This window comes from Methyloceanibacter sp. wino2 (assembly GCF_003071365.1).
GTDB lineage: Bacteria > Pseudomonadota > Alphaproteobacteria > Rhizobiales > Methyloligellaceae > Methyloceanibacter.
In genome coordinates this window covers 2,194,818-2,209,632 of the sequence record NZ_CP028960.1, presented here as the reverse complement: position 1 = coordinate 2,209,632, position 14,815 = coordinate 2,194,818, and the positions used below count along the sequence as shown (strand labels likewise).

Genomic DNA, 14,815 nt, shown 5'->3' with positions numbered 1-14,815 from the left:
CGGCCTCCCTCGATACTTGCGCGATCGGGCGGCCCCCGATCCGTTCTTGAATTCACCGAGCGCACGCTATAGAAATATAATCATATGAGCAATAGGTGATAAATGCTGGATGCAACATTTGCCGCTTTGTCGGATCCCACGAGACGCGCGATCGTCGGATATCTCCGGAATGAGGATATGTCCGTCGGACAAGTAGTCGAAAAATTCGAGCTGACCCAATCGGCGATTTCACGCCATTTGGACGTTCTGGAGAACGCGCGTCTCATCAAGCGCAAGCGTGTGGGACAGCGGCGGGTCTGCTCGTTGTCGGCCGCGCCGTTGCACGAACTCAGCGATTGGCTTGAGGCCTATCGCATCTTCTGGAATGACTCCTTGGAGCGCCTCGACCAAACGATTGCGGGAAAGAAACAATGACCGTTGCGGCTGAAGACGTGCTGGAAATCCGCCGCGTCATCAATGCCTCGCCCGATGCGGTGTTCGATGCCTGGACCACGCCGGCGCTTGTCGAAGCGTGGTGGGGACCGCACGGCTACCGGACCCGGGTGATCGAGCTCGACGCGGTCGTCGGCGGCCGGTTCCTTTTCCAGATGACGGCTCCGTCCGGCGCTTCATGTCCGATGAGTGGCACATACACAAAGGTCGAGCGGCCCCACCGTCTTGCCTTCGAGGTCGCCGAACACTGTGTCGCGGACATGCCCGACGACGTTCGCGAACCCTCAGGCCCCTCCCACGTCGACATCACGTTCGAAGGCGATGGCGAGACGACAGAGATCGTCCTGCGACAGCAAGGCCTTGCAGCCGACTATCGCATGCTCGCCAATGGCGGCTGGTCCCAGAGCTTGGAGCGGGCAGCCGAGATTCTACTGCGCGGCTGATCGCGAAAACGCGCCCTCCACGGACTATTCCCGGGCATGCTAGAGTGTCGCAGCTGGCTAGGGCACTGCCGCGCGGCGCCCTTTCGGCCCGAATATGATCCAGGGACTGCCTTCGATGCCTCTCCTAGACGATGCCACGTGCCAACTGCTTCACGTGGCCTTCGACGACCTGCCCCCAGAATACAAGGCGCGCGCCTATGGCGTCGACTATGCGCGTCTTTGCCTCCTTGGTGGCGGCGAACTATTCCTGACCCGCTACGGCTGGGGGCTTTCCAAGCGTGCCCTGCCCAAGGCCTGGTTCATCGATCAGCGTTATCAAGAGACGGGCCAGAAGCTCGATGGCACCGGAACCGTGTACCGCGTTCCGATCGTCGTTCCCGTGGGCGCCACGAAGGACGTCGTCGTCAAATTCTCGCGGGTCGCACAGGACGTTCCCATCTTCGTGGACAAACCCGTGGCGGAACTTGTCCCCCGTTCGGTCATCGACAATGCCTGTTTCAACGATCCGTTCGAGGAGTTCGGGTTGCTGACGGAACTGCGTCGCGGTCCTTTCTGCCCAGACCGCCCGCCTATCAAGACGAAGCGGCCGCTCGCCATCTACAGTCCGCCGCGCGAATACAAGGTCTGGCAGCTAGGCCGCAAAGAGGGTCTGTTCGCCCAGCACGTCGCAAGGCTAAAGGCGGACCAGGAAAAGCACGGCACCGACGTGCCCGTAACACTCCATCTGAAGCGCGACTACATCCTGTTCTTTCAGTGGGTCAAAGGGCTCGATGCGGTCCAGCTCTATACCGACGGCTTCCTGACGGCAGAGGACCTGCAGGCGCTCTACCATCGGTCCAACATGGATCTGCGCGCCCACGACCTTGTCGTCCTGGATCACAAGCCGCGCCATCTGATCCTGCGTCCGCGCCGAAGCGGGATCGAACTGGTCGCGCGGGACGGCACGTTCGACTATGCGCTCATCGATTTCGAGCTGTTGAAGCACGTTCCCACGGATCTGCCGGACAAGACACCCGCGAAGAAAATGGCCGAAGCCGTCGCTTGATGCGGCGCCTTAGCGCAGACCGGTCAGCAGCGACAGCAGGCTGCGCTCGAGCGTCCGCTGCACAAGCGTGGCGAACACGGCCTGGCCGACGATCTGGCCGACACCGCGCGATATGTCCTCGTGGGCCTTTTTGTCGATCGGCCCCGCGCCCGGCTTGGCGCTGAGCGGAATGACGCCCGGGTCACCGCCCGTCATGTCGATCGGCGGCTTGCCGCCATGCATGTGTGAAACCGCGTCACCCAATGGATTGACGACAATGTCGTAGTGCACGATCACCGAATGCGCCGAAGGATTGACCTCGACGCGATGAACGCCCTCAAGGCTCAGAATCTTGCTCTCGAGTTCCTCCGCGAAGGCACGATCTTGCTTGATCCGCGGAACCTTGAAGCGCGCACGCCCGGGGACGTGATGAACGCAATAGACCATGTGATCCTCCTCACCCGCCGCGGCTAGGTACGATCCTACCCACCGAGATTGACAGGTTCGTCACGACTTTGCACGCCCCGTCTTAGTGGATCGTCGGGGCGGCATTGTGATTGTCACCGGCGACGGCCTCGGAGGTCTCGTCCACCAGCACTTTGTCCTGCGGCGCTTCGTCCACCGGCGTTATGTCCCGAGGCTCTTCGCCCGCACTCTCAGGGAAACGGCTGGCCGACAGCGCACGCGCCAGCAGGCCCAGTGTCGTCCCGTTATGCAGCGTCGCAGCCGCGACCGGACCGAGCCAGCCAATCGAGGCCACCACGTAGAGCCCCGTATTGACGCCGATCGCCGCGCGGAAATTGCTGCGGATGATGTCCATGGCAGTCTGCGAGGCTTCCCGCGCATCCGCCACCCCGCCAAGGCAGTCTTGAAGCAGCACGATGTCGGCGGTCGCCCGCGCGATATCGGCGCCGCGCGGCATGGCGATGCCGACATCGGCCGTGGCCAAGGCAGGCGCGTCGTTGATGCCGTCTCCCACGAAGGCCGTGTGATGTCCGTCGTCGCGGAGCTTCTGCACGATCTCCGCCTTGTCTTCGGGCTGGAGCTCGGCAAAGACACCGTCAAGGCCGAGCGAAGCAGCAAGCGCCTCGGCACGCTCCTTGCGGTCGCCGGTCAGCATGATCAGCCGCTCGACGCCGGCCGCGCGCAAGCGCTTCACCGTGTCGGCAGACTCGGCTCTCAATTCGTCACGGAGCGCGATGAGCCCGACAGCCTGGCCGCCGAAGGCGACGTAGAGCAGCATCTTGCCCTCGGCGGAGAGCGCCCGCGCGGCATCCTCATGCGCGTGCAGATCGATGTTCTCGTGATCCTGCAGAAAATGCCGGCTGCCGATCAGCACTTCCTGGCCGTCCACGCGCGTCCTCAGCCCATGGGCGATCTCGACGTCGATATCCTCATGGGCGACATGATCGGTGCCGCGCTCGCGCGCCGCCTGCACGATGGCTGCCGCCACCGGATGGCGCGAATGTTCTTCGATGGATGCGGCCATGGCCAGCAGCCGCTCCTCGGACAGAAGCTCCGGCATCAGCGGGACGATGTCGGTAATGGCGAGATCGCCGCGCGTCAGCGTCCCCGTCTTGTCGAACACCACCGTATCCACCTTCGACAGCGCTTCGATGCTCGGGCCGCCCTTGATCAGCACGCCCCGGTTTGCGGCCTCCGACATCATCGATCGGATCGCCACGGGCGCGCTCAGCTTGACCGCGCAGGAATAGTCGATCAGCAAGACGGACATCACGCGCGTGATGTCCCCTGTCAGCAGGAACGTCGCCAGGCCAAGTCCGAGTGTCGTCAGGACACGCTGGTTAGCGAAGTCCTCCGCGACCCGCTCGGTATCGGATTTCGCGGTCAGGGACTCATGAATGAAGGCGGCGATGCGCGCCGTGGTCGTTTCGTCGCCCACATGGTGCGCCTCGATCCTGATGTGTCCGCTCTCGACGACGCTGCCGGCGATGACCTGATCGCCGGTCTCCTTGCCGACGGGGACGCTTTCGCCCGTCACGGAGGCCTGGTTGACCTGCGCCACGCCGTCGTGAACCACACCGTCGACCGGGATCAGCTCCCCTGCCCCAACCACGACGATGTCGCCCGTGTGCACGTCGGAGAATGGAACCTTCACCACCTCTTCGTCCCGTACAATCCAAGCAGACGCCGGATGCGGGTAGAGCAGATGTGACAGCAGATCCTCGGAATGGCGCTCGGTGGTCTCCTCGAGATAGTCACCGGTCGCCATGAGTTCGTCGGTGAGAAGGGCCGTGCCAGTTCGGCCCTGCGCGGCGCCGAGCGAGATGGCCGTGGCGTCGAGCACCTCGACCGACACACCCTTCGCGAACAACGACCAGACGCCCCGCAAGACACGCGGCGCGATTGCACCCCAGACAAGGGCCTTGCCGAGCGTGGCCGGCAGTACGGGAAGAGCCAGAAGCAGCGCGGCGCGCAACGCAAGCGGGGTAATACTCGGTTCGCTGTCACCGTTGAGGAATCGAAGCGTGTCATGCGAGAGCGTCTCGAGCCGGTGGACGATGGCCGACCGGGTTGCTGCCTCTCCGTCGTGACCGATGACGACGGAGGAGGCGGCCGCATTGATGCGGACCGACTCGACGCCGTCGAACTCGGAGATGTGGCTCGTCAGATGGCCCACATCCAGCCGCGGCTGCCGCAGCAACGGCAGCTTGAGACGCAGTCTCTTGGGCGACGCGTGCGCAACCACGACCGTGTTTCGCCGCTGGTGAAGCGGCTGTACGTTGTCGCCGCTGGACAATGCGGAAGCTTCAAGAGGCATCAGACGACCGCGCTATTCCCCGTGATGGGTCTTGATCTCGGACTCCGCGTCGCGGAAGCGCTCTTTCGTCTCCTCGAGGCCGCCCTGGATGCCGAGCCAAACCTGCGTGATGCCGCGAATGGCCGCGCGTTGAATGTGCTCGTTGGTCAGAACATAGGTCAGCGCGCTGCCTACGAGCATGCCGGTGACGAACCGGTTGTTGAGCAGGCCGAGCGCCCCCGGAGTCGGGAACTGGGACGGGGCTTGGCCGGGCGCCGCCGGGCCGTAACCTGCCGCGTGGCCCGGACCGTAGGGGTGCGCGTGCTGATGCCAATGCGGACCATTGCCATAGCCTTGAGCATAACCCTGGGCTTCGCCTTGCGGCCCGCCGTTCGGGTTACCGGGATACATCTGATACATGTGGGGGTGAGGACTCATCGAGACTTCCTTGTGATTACGTCTTTATTGACTGCGTCCTGGCCCGAGTCCGTCTCGGGCCGAAGGGCATTTGGTGCTGGGGCGACGGTGCTAGTTGCCCGTCTCGCCCGTGGGTTCTTCGGACTTCTCCTGGCCAGCCAGGTAGAGCGCTCCGGCGCCGGCAGCCAACACCACGGCGACACCTGCCAGCGGATGGTTCCGCGCAAGATGCGCCGCCGTGCCGGCAAGCACGCCCGCACCGGCACCGATTGCTGCGTTGGTGACCGTGTGCTTGATGGCGTCGTCGCGGGAAATCTCACCCTCGCGCATGCGGCGAAGATCCGTCACCGCGGCCCAACCGCCTGCGATCATGGCACCGGCAGCACCCGTGCGCAGCAAATAGGGACCGGCCGGCAGCATTGGTACAGCGTAGCCGTAGCTTTGAATATTGTTGGAATAGGTCACTCTTTCGTCTCCTTGTCGTCGGCATGTGATCCGCCGCGGGCGTCCGCTTCGGACGCATGCTTCTTAGCATCTGTGTCGCCACCCTTGGTCTCGCCACCATTGGCCGCACCGCCGCCTGCAAAGGCTCCGGCGAGCATGGTCTTGAGAGCGGGCAAGTTCGTCGCAAGAAGCGCTGCGCCTGCACCAATCAGCGCGCCCTTCCAGAACTCTTGGTCATCGAGCGAGAGAAGCTTGCGGATCGTCTGCGCGTCGACCTGTCCGCGCGACAACCGGTCGAACGCATCCATGTACGCGGCAGTCTTGTCGTGCGTCTCGTATCCCTGGCCACCGTGCGCGCCAGGTGCGGCACCGTAAGGATCGCCTGCGGGACCAAACGCCGCACCATGCATCGCTCCCGGCGCGCTGCCAGGTCCATAACCGGGATTACCGGGAGCCTGAAAGGTTGGGGGCTCGGGTCCGAAATAGTACCAACCGAACGGAAGCGCGCCTTCCGCATGCATCCCATTTTCATCGGATTCGCCGCCATCGCCTCCGAATTGACCGCTTGGTTGCCCGCCCATTCGGTTCTCTGCGCCGGGACCGGTCTCGTTACTCATGCGTCGATCACTCACTCGCTGTTGTTACCGTGCAACGGCACGCCTCTTTGGCAGGATATTGTCCCCTTGAACATCCGAGCCTTGACCGGGATCAGTTTATAGGGACAAAAAATATGACTTATTTTGTCGACAATCTGGCGTGCGGGGCGGTTGCGTGTCAATGCTTGGGACGATGATGGATCGCTTGGTGCCGAGACTATGAGTGCAGGGGGACTACCGCTGGCAATGGCCGCCACTGATGAGCGGGTCAAAGTCGTCGCCGTGTCGGGCGATCAGAATGATCAACGTCGATTGTTCGATCTCGGAATTGTGGTCGGCAAGGAACTGACCGTTACCCAGCGCCAGACTGACGGGCGCATGGTGGTCGGCCTCGGAGACCTTCGGTTAGCTCTCGGAGTCGACGTGACGAGAAAAATCCTGGTCGTGCCTGTCAGCGATGTCGAAACGAGGTGAAGGAATGGATGAAGGGCTTCGCGGCCTGTCGGTCGGAGACCGGGCTTCGGTGATCGGTTTCAACGAGGGCGCACAACATTACCGGCAGAAGCTACTCGCCATGGGACTCACGCCCGGCACCGAGATCAACGTTGTCCGCGTGGCCCCGCTCGGCGATCCCGTCGAGATCAAGGTGCGCGGTTTCTCGCTCAGCCTGCGCAAGCACGAAGCGGACGCATTGAAGATCGAGAGGATCGTTTAATGGATGAGGTGAGCATTGCCATCGTTGGCAATCCGAACTGCGGCAAGACCACGCTCTTCAATGCGATGACCGGCACGCAACAGCGCGTCGGAAACTGGCCGGGCGTGACCGTCGAGAAGAAGGTCGGGGGCTTTGCCTATCGCGGACAGCGAATCGAGGTCGTCGACTTGCCCGGCGTCTACTCGCTCGACGGCGCAGGCGGATCCGTCTCTCTCGACGAACGCGTTGCGCGCGACTACGTCGTCGAGGGCGGCGCGAACTTGATCGTCAACATCATCGACGCCTCGAACATCGAGCGGAATCTCTATCTCACCACCCAGTTGCTGGAGATGGGCGCCCCAATCGTGGTGGCGCTCAACATGGTCGACATCGCCAAGTCGCGGCACTTGGAGATCGATATCGATGAATTGTCCAAGCGGCTAGGCTGTCCGGTCATCCCGATTGTCGCTTCGGCCGAAAAGGGGGTCGATGACCTCAAGGCCGAGATCGTCCGTGCCGCGAGCGAGGCGCAACCGGTTCGGGAAACGCCCACCTACGGGCCGGAGGTCGAGGCGGCGCTCGCCGAACTGCTCCCGCACATCACCGAGACAGCAACGAGCGGATCGTCCCGCTGGCTCGCCGTCAAGCTTCTGGAGGGCGACGAAAGCGCGTCGGGCACCCTCGATTCGGAAGCGGAGAAGATCGCTGCGCGCCAAAGGGACAAGATCGAGGCGGACCTCGGGGTCGATGCCGACACGCTCATCGCCAGCGGACGCTACGACTTCGTCAACGGCCTGACACAGAAATCCGTCCGCCGGACCACGCAATTGAACAAAACCGTGTCCGACAGCATCGACCGCGTCATCCTCAACCGGACGCTGGGCATCCCGATCTTTCTCATCATCATGTACGCGATGTTCATGTTCACCATCAACATCGGCGGCGCGTTCATCGACTTCTTCGACATTGCCGCAGGCACCATCTTCGTCGACGGGTTCGGCCATCTCCTTGAGAGCATCGGCAGCCCCGACTGGGTCGTCACCCTGCTCGCGACGGGCGTCGGCGGCGGCATTCAGACCGTCGCGACTTTCATCCCGATCATCGCATGCCTATTCCTCTTCCTTTCGCTCTTAGAGGACTCCGGTTACATGGCGCGCGCCGCGTTCGTCATGGACCGGCTCATGCGCATGATCGGCCTGCCCGGCAAATCCTTCGTTCCGCTGATTGTCGGATTCGGCTGCAACGTGCCGGCGATCATGGCCGCCCGGACGCTGGAAAATCAGCGCGACCGCACCATGACCATCATGATGGCGCCCTTCATGTCGTGCGGCGCCAAGCTTCCGGTCTATGCCCTCTTTGCGGCGGCGTTCTTTCCGGTCGGCGGGCAGAACCTCGTCTTCGCGCTGTATCTGATCGGCATTCTCGCCGCGGTGTTCACCGGGCTGATGCTCAAGCACACGCTGCTGCGCGGTGAGACCTCTCCCTTCGTGATGGAGCTGCCGCCCTATCACATGCCGACCTTCAAAGGCATCATGCTGCGCACCTGGGACCGGTTGCAGAGTTTCATTCTGCGCGCGGGCAAGGTGATCGTCGCCATGGTCGTCGTAATCGCCTTCCTCAACTCATGGGGAACCGACGGAAGTTTCGGCCACGAGGATTCGGAGGATTCGGTACTGTCCGAGATCGGCCGCGGACTCGTCCCCATCTTCGAACCAATGGGCATCCAGGAGGAAAATTGGCCGGCGACAGTCGGTATCTTCACCGGCCTGCTCGCCAAGGAAGTCGTGGTCGGCACGCTCAACACGCTTTACTCCAGCATGGCCGCGAACGACGCCGAGCCCGGCTCCGAGGAGGGCGAAGACGCGTTCAACTTCTGGGGCGGCCTTCAGGCGGCATTCGAGAGCATCGGACCGAACCTTCGGGATGCCTTCGGTACGGCACAGGATCCGCTTGGCATGGACATCGGCGATGTCAGCTCACCGGCTAGCGCGGCGGAGGAGCAAGGAGTAAGCGCCGGTATCTTTGGATCGATGGCGAACCTCTTCAATGGCCAGGTTGGCGCCTTCGCCTATCTGCTCTTCATCTTGCTCTATATGCCCTGCGTCGCGGCCACCGCCGCCGTCTATCGTGAAATCGGCGCGGCCTGGGCCATATTCGTCAGCGTGTGGACGACCGCGCTCGCATACGGTGTCGCTGTGCTTTTCTATCAGGCCGCGACGTTCTCGCAGGATCCAGTGTCTTCTGCTTGGTGGATCGGCGGGATACTCGCGCTCTTTGTCGCGGCGTTTCTTGGCATGCGTTATTACGGCACCCACGAAAATCACCGGCTCCCCGCACTCCGGGGCGCGTGATGCCCAACCCGCGTGCCGAAACCCAACCGCACGGAAGATAACGAACGCCGATGCTGCTTCTTGATCTGAAGAACTACCTCGAGACCCATAGCCCCGCCAGCATCGGAGACCTCTCGACACATTACGATGTAGAGCCGGACGCTTTGCGGGGCATGCTCGATCATTGGATCCGCAAGGGCAAGGTAAAGCGTCTCGAGTTCGGATGCAGCTGCAACAAATGCTCGACGGGTGGCACCTGCGGCAGTTGTTGCGCTACGTCTTTCGAGATCTACGAGTGGCTGGGCGATGGAGACGATGGAAAAGCCGCTTCTCCTGATCGGCGTTCATAGGGACGAACTCGCCTTCGGGGACCGCCTGACCGGGCTTCTCGGGGACCGCTGTGACGTGCTCCGCGTGGACAAGGGTCTGGAGAACGCCAATCCCACGCCGGACGATGAGTTCCAATATCGCATTCGCCATGCCGAGATGTACCAGCAGGTTCTCCAGCAACTGCACCGGCGAACCGGGCCCGTGATCGATATCCATACGGGTCTCAACGAGAGCGGCCGGTGTGCCGATATCTATTGCCACAGCGAAGACTTCCTGAGTTGCCTCGACCACGCGCTGGCAGACCGTGCGCATGGTTCAGCGGCACAGGATGCGGATATACGGCGGCTCAAGATCGTGTCGCACGAAACAAACGGGTCTCGTGCACCGGCGGACCAGGAATTACGTCCTGTCGTGTGGACCTACATTCCCGAAATCGTCTGGCGCAATCCGCGTTTTCTCTATGTCGGCATCGAGGTGTTTCTGACCGCGCCAGGTGCCGGCCGGCAAGAGGACCATGCCTATGCGCGCGATCTCGTCCTTCTGTGTGCCGGTTGTGCCGTGCAGCGGGAAGATCGCGCCCAGTTTCACGACGCCCGCTCCTGACGGCTTCTCAAATTGCCCGAGCGATTGTTGGACTTTCCGACGGGCCTTGGAGAGGGAACATCGTCGGGCTGCCCGACTCGTGGTAGAGTAGAAATCTACTTCTAAAGAGTTTTCCGATCCGATCCGGCCCTGCCTGGGCGAATCGCCGCCTTGCCGGGCCATTGCCAAATTATCCCACTCGGCCAGGATGATTTGGTATGTATGGTGCCGAGACGCCTATGCAACTGAGCAAACAAACCCATCACGCCATACGCATTCTCGTGCGTTGCGCCCGCGCCGGTACGAAGCGGCTTCGGGCAGCCGATATCGCGCGCGCGGAGCGGATTACCGAGTACAACGTCGCCAAGATCGTACCGGGCTTGGTGCGCGCGGGATTCGTCGAGACGGTCCGTGGGCGCTCCGGCGGCTTGGGTCTCGCAAGGCCCGCCGATGAGATCAGTATCGGCGAGGTGGTCCGGGTTACGGAAGCCGCCAGGATCAGGTCGGCCCGCAAAGGGGGCACCGCCCGCTCCGCGCCCAAGAGAGCCGGAACGCCGATCAATCAAGTCGTGGGCGATGCGCTGGAAGCCTTCATCAGCGTTCTGGATCTCCACACGATCGCCGACCTTGCGGGTTCGAAAGGTGGACAGGCGAATGTCCTCGGCACGGTCGCCGAGGAGCCCCGCTCACGGAAACGCAAAGTCGTCGCCTGATGAGCCGTCCGATCGCCGACTGAGCAGTCGAACTGGCCTACGGCTCTCGCAACGGAGGTTCGGTCAAGAGACCTGCACAGGACAGCACAGCCCACGCCTCTTCGGCGCTGTCGACCATTTCGAACGAGCCCGCATCGTCTTCCCGGATCGTGCCCCGCTCCACCAATGCGCCGAAATCGATCAGGTTTGTCCAATAGGCGCGCGAAAACAGGATCACCGGAATCGGCGCCATCTTCTGAGTCTGTTTCAGCGTGAGTATTTCGAACAGCTCATCCAAGGTCCCGAAGCCTCCCGGGAAGATCGCAAGCGCGCGGGCCCTCATCGCAAAGTGCATCTTGCGGATGGCGAAGTACCGGAAAGAGAGGCTGAGCTCCGGCGTGATGTAGGGATTGGGGTGCTGTTCCTCCGGCAGGACAATGTTGAAGCCGATGCTCGGGGCACCGGCGTCCATGGCCCCCGGTTGGCCGCCTCCATGATTCCAGGCCCGCCGCCGGTCGCCAGGACATTGTGACGTGGACCGCTCGACGCGAGCGCACCGCCGCGTTCCGAGACAATCCGCGCAAAATGACGCGCCTCGTCATACCAAGTCGACATGGTGCGCAGCTGCTCGGCACGGGCCTGGCTGACGGGGTCCGTGGCTCGGCTCAAGGCGGCATCGGCCGTCTCGGGGGAAACGATCAGGTGACTGCCGAAGACGACGACCGTCGAGGCAATCGCCTCGTCGATCAGCGCACGGTCCGCCTTCATGAACTCCAGCGCGAGACGCAAAGGGCGCATCTCATCGCCTTCGAGACAGTTGTGTACGTCCAGCGCGACGAGCTGATCGAGCGCCAGTCTTTTTTGGCTCTCGGGGTCGAAAGCGTCGTTTTCCATGGGAGACGTCCAGGCGATATCGGCTAGGTATCATCCTATGCCAGCAGGCGCCCTTGACGCCAATCAAGGCGCCAAGACGGGATCGGCTCCACATAGAAGCTGCCCGGCCGGCGCGCGTGCGTTGGCGGCAAACCGCTCCCTGACGAGGTTGTGCGATGCAGGGGCTCAAAGATACCGACTACGTCGTGGACAAGCTCGCATGGATGCGGGCTGAGCGCATCTGGCCGAACGGCCTGCGTTATCTTTGGACGGACGCCTTCGGCGTCGTCCTTCTCGCGTCGCTGTACGAGGCGCTGCAGCAGCAGAAATATCTCGACGAAGCCGCTCAGGTCATTGGCGACGTCCGGCGCGTTCTCGGACGCGACCGCGGCATTCGCATCGGCGAAGCGCCGGACCGCCACGGCCAGTATTTCCACTACCTCGCCATGTGGCTCTATGCGCTCCACGTGATGGGCCGTTTCGATCCCGCCTACCGGGCGGAGGGGATCAAGCTGGCGCGCGAAATCCACGGGCCATTCGTGGTGCCGAAGCGCGGTGTCTTCTGGAAGATGAAAGAGGACCTCAGCGGCCCCGAACCGGGCTTCGGCTTTGGCGCACTCGATGCCTTCGACGGCTATGTGGCCTACCGGCTTCTCGACGACGTGGAATTGGCGCCGGAAATCGCCGAGATGAAGGAACTCATCGACGCGGTGGCCGGCGACCTCGTCATCAGCCAAGACCTAGGGCTTGGGATGATGCTGTGGATGACCCAGTTCTTTCCGGAGGAGCCATGGGCGCAGATCCAGCGCAGCCGGTCGCGGGCGATGTTGGATCGGATGTGGATCGAGGACGGCTATTTCTGCCGCGAACCCTATGCGCCGCATGTACGCATCGCCTTTGCGAATTATGGCGTCTCGGTCGGCTTGCAGGCGGTGGGGGCCATGCCCGAACGCGTGAGGCGGCTGAACGATTACTTCGACACATACCGCTCGGGCGACGAGTACGACCGGGAGGCGATCACCCACGTCATGTCCTGCAGCTCCCATTTTCCGGGGCTGCTATTGCGGGACTAGAACGTTGTTGGATTGGTTGCGGGGGCTCGAAGCCACCTTTACCGAACGCGGCTTCATTACTCGCGACGGGAACAGTATAGGGCCGAATAGGCCAGCTTTTCAGCTGTCCTATTCCTTTTCCGGGACTTCGCGTTCGTGAACGTCGCGGTTGAGGTCCGCTTCAGCGAGCGAAGCGGGCATAAGTAACTTTGCAACTCCGAGTCCGCTTCTGACCCACAGCGGACAGGCCTAGCTTGCGGGGCAGAAAAAGAATGCATTGGACACGGCTCAAGCGGCTGGCGCGGCATGACGTGCTACAATGACGATGGGTCATATTGGGGAGGTGTCTCCATGAATATGAACGAAATCCACGACTATGCGCGGCGCTTCTTGGGCACGCATGGCGAAATGGCCGAGGCTGAAGCAGCGCGAAAGGCAACCGAGTTCGAGAAGCAGGGCGACCAGAAGCAAGCCGAGGATTGGCGGCGCATCCAGGCCGCAATCAGCTCGATGCGTGGTCCACATACTAGTTAGGCCGCAACGAACGGGCCCAAGATTACGTGCCCCTAGACGAGCTGGGTGCTACGAGCGGGCAACGCCGCTGACCGATTTCTTGTGGCGTTGCGCTGATCCGCCAATGACCCAAAACGGACGCCAAGCGTCAAAGCTCAAAACGCAGCATCCTGAGATTCCGATCAACTCGCTGGACGGGTCTCTGCCCAGGTTAGCAACGCATCGAGCGCTGGGCAGAGAGCCTGCCCCCATTCTGTCAGACCGTATTCGACCTTCGGCGGTACTTCCGGATAAACGGTTCGGTAGACGATGCCATCGGCTTCCATCTGGCGCAGCTGCTGAATCAGCATTTTCTGCGAGACTTCCGGGATCGCACGCTCAAGCTCGGAAAAGCGCATGACGCGTCCGCCAAACAGGTGGAACAGGATGACCAGCTTCCAGCGCCCTTCCAGCATCTTCAAGGCATTCTCGACCCCCTCGGCTGCCGAGAAGCGCGTGTAGTTACGAGCGCTCATCATCGACCTTACCGAGCGGTAAGTACCCAACTTTCTCGTGCGTACTTGTCATATGGTTAGATTACCCACAGATAGTCGCCATCGCAAATGACATGGACCCACGCGATGACAAATGCACTCCCCACACCGATCGCTCATTATTTCGCTGCCCTCACACCTTTCCAGATCGCCGACTGCTTTACCGAGGACGGAGTCGTCACCGACGAGCGACGAACCTATCGCGGTCGGGACGAAATCCTGCTTTGGCGCGAAAACGTCGGTGCAATCAACTTCCAGCAGGACGTTATCTCGTTGAGCCAAAGTGAGGACACCGCAGTGGTGACTTGCCGCGTTTGGGGCGATTTCCCAGGAAGCCCTGTTGAGCTCGAGCATGCCTTCCGAGTAGAGGGCGAGAAAATTGCCGCATTGGTGATTGCATAAAGGTCCATCTAGCCAACATCACAAAAGGAGGATCTCGATGAGGCTTCTAGTCGTAGCCGCAACTCTATGGGCATTGGCTAGCCCGGCCTTTGCGCAGGACGATCAGAAGATCGACCGCATGGTAGCCGATGCGCATCAGGTATTCGAGGAAGGCGCGATTGACTGGAAGGATGAGCCGATCCTCCCGAAGGGCGCCAAGAGTGCGCTTGTCGTGGGCGACCCGAGCAAGGCTGGGGTGTTCATCGCCTATCTTAAGTTTCCCGCGGAGTACGTCATCCCTGCCCAAACACACCCGTTCACCGAGGTCGTGACAGTGCTCAAGGGAAAGGTCGCGAATGGATTCGGCGAAAAGCTCGATCGCGAGAACGGCCAGATGCTCGACGTCGGATCGAGCTTCATGCTGCCGGCCGATCATCCGCATTACCTCTGGAATGAGGAGGAGTCGGTGGCCCTGCTTATTGCGACTGGCCCATGGGACATATCGTATATCGACCCCAAGGACGATCCACGTCGGGAACCCAGGTAGAGCGACACAGACTCGCAAAGCGACTTCAGCTTCTTTCACGGAGCAGCCCTAGGAATAGGGCAGAGCAGCGCCTACTCTACCCCCATACTCAGACGTCCACACCCTCGGAAATGAGGAAGACGTCGTCTGGTTAGATTCCCCGACGTTTGACCACCACTGAGGCTTCGAAAG

General features: G+C 61.9%; 21 protein-coding genes. 14 read left to right on the top strand and 7 right to left on the bottom strand.

What is annotated here, in order from left to right; genetic code table 11:
• Positions 1-102 precede the first annotated feature (102 nt).
• The 3 genes from DCY11_RS10385 (at position 103) to DCY11_RS10375 (ending at position 1,920) form a co-directional block, all read left to right on the top strand.
• Positions 103-414, top strand: coding sequence for a helix-turn-helix transcriptional regulator (locus DCY11_RS10385; protein WP_108682825.1), 312 nt, complete (start codon positions 103-105; stop codon positions 412-414).
• Complete coding sequence (locus DCY11_RS10380; protein WP_108682824.1) at positions 411-875, top strand: SRPBCC domain-containing protein; 465 nt, start codon at positions 411-413, stop codon at positions 873-875. Before DCY11_RS10385 ends, DCY11_RS10380 begins: the two co-directional genes overlap by 4 nt.
• A 115-nt stretch (positions 876-990) precedes the next feature.
• Positions 991-1,920, top strand: a complete 930-nt coding sequence (locus DCY11_RS10375) for a hypothetical protein (protein WP_159079945.1) — start codon at positions 991-993, stop codon at positions 1,918-1,920.
• 9 nt (positions 1,921-1,929) lie between these two features.
• Here the strand turns inward: DCY11_RS10375 and DCY11_RS10370 are convergent, their stop codons facing one another.
• The 5 genes from DCY11_RS10370 to DCY11_RS10350 all read right to left on the bottom strand — a co-directional run bounded on the left by DCY11_RS10370 (position 1,930) and on the right by DCY11_RS10350 (position 6,102).
• A complete protein-coding gene (locus DCY11_RS10370) occupies positions 1,930-2,346 on the bottom strand; it encodes an HMA2 domain-containing protein (RefSeq protein ID WP_108682822.1) in 417 nt (138 codons plus the stop codon).
• A gap of 82 nt (positions 2,347-2,428) precedes the next feature.
• Positions 2,429-4,681: a heavy metal translocating P-type ATPase gene (locus DCY11_RS10365; protein WP_108682821.1), complete on the bottom strand. Its 2,253-nt coding sequence runs from the start codon at positions 4,679-4,681 to the stop codon at positions 2,429-2,431.
• Positions 4,682-4,693: 12 nt separating this feature from the next.
• Complete coding sequence (locus DCY11_RS10360; RefSeq protein WP_159079944.1) at positions 4,694-5,098, bottom strand: hypothetical protein; 405 nt, start codon at positions 5,096-5,098, stop codon at positions 4,694-4,696.
• A gap of 90 nt (positions 5,099-5,188) precedes the next feature.
• Positions 5,189-5,542, bottom strand: a complete 354-nt coding sequence (locus DCY11_RS10355) for a hypothetical protein (protein ID WP_159079943.1) — start codon at positions 5,540-5,542, stop codon at positions 5,189-5,191.
• The gene (locus DCY11_RS10350; protein WP_108682818.1) at positions 5,539-6,102 is read right to left on the bottom strand and encodes a hypothetical protein; all 564 of its coding nucleotides are present in this window, start codon (positions 6,100-6,102) and stop codon (positions 5,539-5,541) included. Before DCY11_RS10350 ends, DCY11_RS10355 begins: the two co-directional genes overlap by 4 nt.
• A gap of 261 nt (positions 6,103-6,363) precedes the next feature.
• On the opposite strand from DCY11_RS10350, the gene DCY11_RS10345 reads away from it, so the two are divergent.
• From DCY11_RS10345 to DCY11_RS10320, 6 genes are all read left to right on the top strand, one after another.
• A complete protein-coding gene (locus DCY11_RS10345; protein ID WP_208430446.1) occupies positions 6,364-6,591 on the top strand; it encodes a ferrous iron transport protein A in 228 nt (75 codons plus the stop codon).
• Positions 6,592-6,595: 4 nt separating this feature from the next.
• Positions 6,596-6,832, top strand: coding sequence for a FeoA family protein (locus DCY11_RS10340; RefSeq protein ID WP_108682816.1), 237 nt, complete (start codon positions 6,596-6,598; stop codon positions 6,830-6,832).
• The gene (gene feoB, locus DCY11_RS10335) at positions 6,832-9,162 is read left to right on the top strand and encodes a Fe(2+) transporter permease subunit FeoB (protein ID WP_108682815.1); all 2,331 of its coding nucleotides are present in this window, start codon (positions 6,832-6,834) and stop codon (positions 9,160-9,162) included. The genes DCY11_RS10340 and feoB overlap by 1 nt, the downstream gene beginning before the upstream one ends.
• 50 nt (positions 9,163-9,212) lie before the next feature.
• Positions 9,213-9,491, top strand: coding sequence for a FeoC-like transcriptional regulator (locus DCY11_RS10330; RefSeq protein WP_108682814.1), 279 nt, complete (start codon positions 9,213-9,215; stop codon positions 9,489-9,491).
• Positions 9,457-10,074, top strand: coding sequence for a hypothetical protein (locus DCY11_RS10325; protein WP_108682813.1), 618 nt, complete (start codon positions 9,457-9,459; stop codon positions 10,072-10,074). Before DCY11_RS10330 ends, DCY11_RS10325 begins: the two co-directional genes overlap by 35 nt.
• Positions 10,075-10,292: 218 nt before the next feature.
• Positions 10,293-10,766 carry an Rrf2 family transcriptional regulator gene (locus DCY11_RS10320; protein WP_159079942.1) on the top strand — a complete coding sequence of 158 codons (474 nt, stop codon included), beginning with the start codon at positions 10,293-10,295 and terminating at the stop codon, positions 10,764-10,766.
• Positions 10,767-10,803: 37 nt separating this feature from the next.
• On the opposite strand, the gene DCY11_RS15950 is transcribed toward DCY11_RS10320, so the two are convergent.
• Positions 10,804-11,217: an LOG family protein gene (locus tag DCY11_RS15950; RefSeq protein ID WP_245409339.1), complete on the bottom strand. Its 414-nt coding sequence runs from the start codon at positions 11,215-11,217 to the stop codon at positions 10,804-10,806.
• A gap of 113 nt (positions 11,218-11,330) precedes the next feature.
• On the opposite strand from DCY11_RS15950, the gene DCY11_RS15945 reads away from it, so the two are divergent.
• The 3 genes from DCY11_RS15945 to DCY11_RS10305 all read left to right on the top strand — a co-directional run bounded on the left by DCY11_RS15945 (position 11,331) and on the right by DCY11_RS10305 (position 13,204).
• Positions 11,331-11,666 (top strand): hypothetical protein, encoded by a 336-nt coding sequence (locus DCY11_RS15945; protein ID WP_245409338.1) that lies wholly within the window; start codon positions 11,331-11,333, stop codon positions 11,664-11,666.
• A gap of 128 nt (positions 11,667-11,794) precedes the next feature.
• Positions 11,795-12,691 carry a hypothetical protein gene (locus DCY11_RS10310; protein WP_108682811.1) on the top strand — a complete coding sequence of 299 codons (897 nt, stop codon included), beginning with the start codon at positions 11,795-11,797 and terminating at the stop codon, positions 12,689-12,691.
• 330 nt (positions 12,692-13,021) lie between these two features.
• Complete coding sequence (locus DCY11_RS10305) at positions 13,022-13,204, top strand: hypothetical protein (protein ID WP_108682810.1); 183 nt, start codon at positions 13,022-13,024, stop codon at positions 13,202-13,204.
• Between the two features lie 161 nt (positions 13,205-13,365).
• On the opposite strand, the gene DCY11_RS10300 is transcribed toward DCY11_RS10305, so the two are convergent.
• Complete coding sequence (locus DCY11_RS10300; RefSeq protein ID WP_371515003.1) at positions 13,366-13,701, bottom strand: winged helix-turn-helix transcriptional regulator; 336 nt, start codon at positions 13,699-13,701, stop codon at positions 13,366-13,368.
• 102 nt (positions 13,702-13,803) lie between these two features.
• On the opposite strand from DCY11_RS10300, the gene DCY11_RS10295 reads away from it, so the two are divergent.
• Positions 13,804-14,118 carry a nuclear transport factor 2 family protein gene (locus tag DCY11_RS10295; RefSeq protein ID WP_159079941.1) on the top strand — a complete coding sequence of 105 codons (315 nt, stop codon included), beginning with the start codon at positions 13,804-13,806 and terminating at the stop codon, positions 14,116-14,118.
• A 37-nt stretch (positions 14,119-14,155) separates the two neighbouring features.
• Positions 14,156-14,644 (top strand): cupin domain-containing protein, encoded by a 489-nt coding sequence (locus DCY11_RS10290; RefSeq protein WP_108682808.1) that lies wholly within the window; start codon positions 14,156-14,158, stop codon positions 14,642-14,644.
• The last annotated feature ends 171 nt before the right edge of the window (positions 14,645-14,815 follow it).

Excerpts from the sequence above, each read along its gene's own strand:
- DCY11_RS10300 (WP_371515003.1), bottom strand. The coding sequence starts at position 13,701 with ATGATGAGCGCTCGTAACTACACGCGCTTCTCGGCAGCCGAGGGGGTC.
- DCY11_RS10385 (WP_108682825.1), top strand. The coding sequence starts at position 103 with ATGCTGGATGCAACATTTGCCGCTTTGTCGGATCCCACGAGACGCGCG.
- DCY11_RS10305 (WP_108682810.1), top strand. The coding sequence starts at position 13,022 with ATGAATATGAACGAAATCCACGACTATGCGCGGCGCTTCTTGGGCACG.
- DCY11_RS15945 (WP_245409338.1), top strand. The coding sequence starts at position 11,331 with ATGACGCGCCTCGTCATACCAAGTCGACATGGTGCGCAGCTGCTCGGC.
- feoB (WP_108682815.1), top strand. The coding sequence starts at position 6,832 with ATGGATGAGGTGAGCATTGCCATCGTTGGCAATCCGAACTGCGGCAAG.
- DCY11_RS10375 (WP_159079945.1), top strand. The coding sequence starts at position 991 with ATGCCTCTCCTAGACGATGCCACGTGCCAACTGCTTCACGTGGCCTTC.
- DCY11_RS10290 (WP_108682808.1), top strand. The coding sequence starts at position 14,156 with ATGAGGCTTCTAGTCGTAGCCGCAACTCTATGGGCATTGGCTAGCCCG.
- DCY11_RS10350 (WP_108682818.1), bottom strand. The coding sequence starts at position 6,102 with ATGGGCGGGCAACCAAGCGGTCAATTCGGAGGCGATGGCGGCGAATCC.
- DCY11_RS10325 (WP_108682813.1), top strand. The coding sequence starts at position 9,457 with ATGGAAAAGCCGCTTCTCCTGATCGGCGTTCATAGGGACGAACTCGCC.
- DCY11_RS10380 (WP_108682824.1), top strand. The coding sequence starts at position 411 with ATGACCGTTGCGGCTGAAGACGTGCTGGAAATCCGCCGCGTCATCAAT.
- DCY11_RS10345 (WP_208430446.1), top strand. The coding sequence starts at position 6,364 with ATGGCCGCCACTGATGAGCGGGTCAAAGTCGTCGCCGTGTCGGGCGAT.
- DCY11_RS15950 (WP_245409339.1), bottom strand. The coding sequence starts at position 11,217 with ATGGACGCCGGTGCCCCGAGCATCGGCTTCAACATTGTCCTGCCGGAG.
- DCY11_RS10340 (WP_108682816.1), top strand. The coding sequence starts at position 6,596 with ATGGATGAAGGGCTTCGCGGCCTGTCGGTCGGAGACCGGGCTTCGGTG.
- DCY11_RS10330 (WP_108682814.1), top strand. The coding sequence starts at position 9,213 with ATGCTGCTTCTTGATCTGAAGAACTACCTCGAGACCCATAGCCCCGCC.
- DCY11_RS10370 (WP_108682822.1), bottom strand. The coding sequence starts at position 2,346 with ATGGTCTATTGCGTTCATCACGTCCCCGGGCGTGCGCGCTTCAAGGTT.
- DCY11_RS10310 (WP_108682811.1), top strand. The coding sequence starts at position 11,795 with ATGCAGGGGCTCAAAGATACCGACTACGTCGTGGACAAGCTCGCATGG.
- DCY11_RS10295 (WP_159079941.1), top strand. The coding sequence starts at position 13,804 with ATGACAAATGCACTCCCCACACCGATCGCTCATTATTTCGCTGCCCTC.
- DCY11_RS10360 (WP_159079944.1), bottom strand. The coding sequence starts at position 5,098 with ATGAGTCCTCACCCCCACATGTATCAGATGTATCCCGGTAACCCGAAC.
- DCY11_RS10320 (WP_159079942.1), top strand. The coding sequence starts at position 10,293 with ATGCAACTGAGCAAACAAACCCATCACGCCATACGCATTCTCGTGCGT.
- DCY11_RS10365 (WP_108682821.1), bottom strand. The coding sequence starts at position 4,681 with ATGCCTCTTGAAGCTTCCGCATTGTCCAGCGGCGACAACGTACAGCCG.